General features: G+C 64.2%; 2 protein-coding genes. One reads left to right on the top strand and one right to left on the bottom strand.

Annotation, left to right across the window (positions count from 1 at the left end; translation table 11 throughout):
* Positions 1 to 85 precede the first annotated feature (85 nt).
* Positions 86 to 1900 carry a methyl-accepting chemotaxis protein gene (locus tag EOB59_RS34105; protein ID WP_128290258.1) on the bottom strand — a complete coding sequence of 605 codons (1815 nt, stop codon included), beginning with the start codon at positions 1898 to 1900 and terminating at the stop codon, positions 86 to 88.
* A 425-nt stretch (positions 1901 to 2325) separates the two neighbouring features.
* On the opposite strand from EOB59_RS34105, the gene EOB59_RS34100 reads away from it, so the two are divergent.
* Complete coding sequence (locus EOB59_RS34100; RefSeq protein ID WP_245486881.1) at positions 2326 to 3210, top strand: D-alanyl-D-alanine carboxypeptidase family protein; 885 nt, start codon at positions 2326 to 2328, stop codon at positions 3208 to 3210.
* Positions 3211 to 3483: the final 273 nt, after the last annotated feature.

The raw sequence follows: 3483 nt of genomic DNA, 5'->3' as shown, positions 1-3483 counted from the left end.
GGTTAGGGGTGGGGGTCCGTGCCGGGCAGACATCTCAAGAATTCCACGTGCGATAGCCCTCCCCACAAGGGGAGGGTGGGCGCCTCTACTGCCGCTTGTATTCCCGTATCGGCGACTTGGTGTCGTCGGTGTAGGTGACCTGCACCGACATCGATTTCACGCTATCGGCGACCTTGAAATAGGGCTGGTAGTCGTAGGGGATGGCGTAGGGATCCTTCTTGTCGCAAGGCGGCATCTTGATCTCCTTGTCGAGCGCCGCGCCGTTCAGGCTGTAATGCACCTGCTTGATGGCGCAGCGGTAGGACAGCATCTGGGTGAAGTAGACCAGCCCGTGATTGCCGCTGGCATCGAAGGCGATCCACGAGGTCCAGAACTGGTCGAGGATCTGCTTGTTGCCTTGCTGGAGCGCTGTCTCCGGGTCGAAGCGGATGTCGAACGGGCCGGTCTCGCGGCCCCTGATGTCGAGATATTTGATGGCGATAATGCCGGCCACGGTGCTGTCGGGCATCTCGAAGCTCGGATTGGCCATCGGCTTGCCGGTCGTCTGATCGTTCATCGCCAGGAAACCGGTGTCGGTGAACGGACCGCTGTCGCCCATGCGCCAGGAGATGGCGGTTGCCGGCTCCGGCAGCGAGATGGTCATCGACCAGCCCTGGTTTGAACGCATCGGCGTCAGCGAAGGCACGAAGCGGGAGGGGTCGAGCACGTCGCCGAGTGCGGCCAGCCGGCTGCGGCTGCGGTCCAGCCAGTCGGCGAGCTGCGTCTGGTCGACGAAATATTTGAGCAGCCCGCCATCCTTTTCGTAGGACACGAACCTGGTCAGTGCCTTGGCCTCGTTGCGCTTGTCGGCCAGCGTCTGGGCGCCGAGCCGATCTTCCGAAAACTCCTGCGCCAACAGGAAATAGGCCGGCGCGAAATCTGGATTGGCTGATATGAAGGCGTTGAGCTTGTCGAGGCGCTGGGCGTCGTCGAACTGCTGGATATGCACCAGCTTGATCGACAGCGCCTTGCCCTTGTCGGCAAGCGCGCCGAACACTTCGCGCGCGCCGGCCTTGCCGTCCTGCACCCGAAGCAGCGTGGCAAAGCGCGTGTAGGGGTCGATGGCGTCGACGTCGAAACCGGCAAAGGCGAGGTAGGAGCGCCGCGCATTGAGCATGTCGCCGGACAGCTCATAGACGCGGGCATTGTGGTAGAACTCGTCCGGCCGCTTCGGCTCGGCAATCGCCCCGCCTTGCGCGGCCAAGGCGGCAAAGCCCTTGGCGATGGTGTCGATCGAGGCGGCGATCTGCTGCGTCGTTTCTTGCAGCTTCTCGGTCTGGGCCTGCTGCTGCGCCTGGCCGGCGGCCAGCGTCTCGGTCTGCTTCTTCACCTCGTCGGTGGTCTTCTGCACCTCCGCCGTCTGCTGCGTCTGCTGCTGCTGGGCCGAGGCGATCTCGTCGGCCTTTTTCGCCACCGTGTCGGTCGTCTGCTTGACCTGTTCGACCGTCTTTTGCGTTTGCGTGACGGTCTGCTCGATCCTGGCCACTTTTTCGGACACGATCCCCATCGACTGCTGCAGCCCGGCAATGGCCGGCACCAGGCTTGCGATCACCCCGTTCTGGGCGTTGGTCTGCTGCTGCAGGCCGTAGACGCCGCCGGCGACGGCCGCCGCTGTTGTGGCGAAGATCAAGGCCGGCAGTGCCTTGGCCGCCAGCACCAGCCTGAGCACGATGGCAATGGCGATGATAGCCGCAGCCACCGCGGCGATCAGCGCGATATAGGCGGCGAACGGCGCCAGCGGATTGAGGATGTCTGATACGGCACCCCCGATAAAGGCGACACTGCCGGCCCATTTGCCGGTGCGGCTGAGCGATGCCCTGATAAGCGAGGGCGCTGCGCCCCCGGCCCCGATATTCGTCATGCCAAGCCCCCAAGCCCTGAGATACCACGCCCCTTCCCACGGGAAACGCGGCCCTGGCAAGGAAAGACACGGGAAAACCGGCGTTTTCGGGGCAGATGCTCGGCGGGGCCGATAGCCGACGCCGGCGCTGCCCCTCATCCGCCTGCCGGCACCTTCTCCCCGTGAACGGGGAGAAGGGAGATGCCGCGGCGTTGGCGTTCACTCTGCGACGCCGGCGGTTGGCGAACCCGTCGAGGAGAGCGTCCTTCTCCCCGTTCACGGGGAGAAGATGGCGGCAGCCAGATGAGGGGCGGCGCCAAGCTCTGAAAATATGCGCAAACCTGGGCAAATGCCTTGCTGCCGCCATTAACCAAATGGACGCATCACATGCGTTACGTTAGCTTCGCCGCATCTCAGCAACAGCCGACCCTAGAACAGACTTGCCCTTGTACAACCCCCTTCCGCTCATCCAGAGATTTTTTGCGGCACTCGCCCTGTTGGTGCTGCTTGCCGGGTGCTCGACCACGACGCCACCCGACAGCGTGCTGGCCGTACCCGCGCCGGCGCAGAAATATGCGGCCATCGTCGTTGACGCCAGGACCGGCAAGCAGCTGTTCGAGGTCAGCTCGACGGCGCAGCGCTATCCGGCCTCGCTGACCAAGATGATGACGCTCTATCTGCTGTTCGAGGCACTCGAGTCCGGCCGCGTCAGCAAGCAGACGCAGATCCCGGTTTCGGACCATGCCGCCTCGCAGCCGCCGACCAAGCTGCGCTTCCGGCGCGGCGAGAGCATCGACGTCGATTCGGCGATCCGCGCCATCGTCGTCAAATCGGCCAATGACGTGGCGGTGGCGGTCGGCGAATATCTCGGCGGCTCGGAGGATCAGTTCGCCGCCATGATGACATCCAAGGCGCGCCAGCTCGGCATGACCAGCACCACCTTCCGCAACGCCTCCGGCCTGCCCGACGACAGCCAGATGACGACGGCGCGCGACATGGCGGTGCTCGGCATGGCGCTGCGTCAGCGCTTTCCCCAGCAGTTCCACTATTTCTCCGAAAGCGACTTCATGTTCCGCGGCAAACTGGTGCGCGGCCACAACGACATGCTCGGCCGCGTGCGCGGCGTCGACGGCATCAAGACCGGCTACATCAGGGCCTCGGGCTTCAACATCGTCACCTCCTACAATGCCGACGGCCGCGACCTGATCGTCGTGGTGATGGGCGCCGACTCCGCCCGCCAGCGCAACGACCATGTCGAGGCGCTGATCCAGCGCAGCCTGTCGCCGACCATGGACGGCGCCAAGACAAGGCTGATGTTCGCCGAGCAGTAGTGGGACGCGGGGCGGTTTGCGTCTGGGTGCGCACGGTGACGGATAGGAATTTTTTCTTGACCGATGAGGGCAGTTATGCTACTGTTTTGGGTATGGTGCTGAGTCGCGCCAATTGACCCACTGGAAACGTGACCCGCCCGCAAGGCGGGTTTTTTGTTGCCCGCCGCCGCGCCGCCTTCTCCCGCAGCCCTGGCGCCGTTTAGCGAAGACATCCATCGCTTCGTCATCCTAGGGCGGAGCAAGGAGCGAAGCGACGCGGCGCAGACCCTAGGA

Origin of the sequence: Mesorhizobium sp. M7A.F.Ca.MR.176.00.0.0 (assembly GCF_004023165.1) — a bacterium.
Lineage (GTDB): Bacteria > Pseudomonadota > Alphaproteobacteria > Rhizobiales > Rhizobiaceae > Mesorhizobium.
The sequence above is the reverse complement of the archived record's forward strand: the minus strand, read 5'-3'. Positions and strand labels throughout refer to the sequence as shown.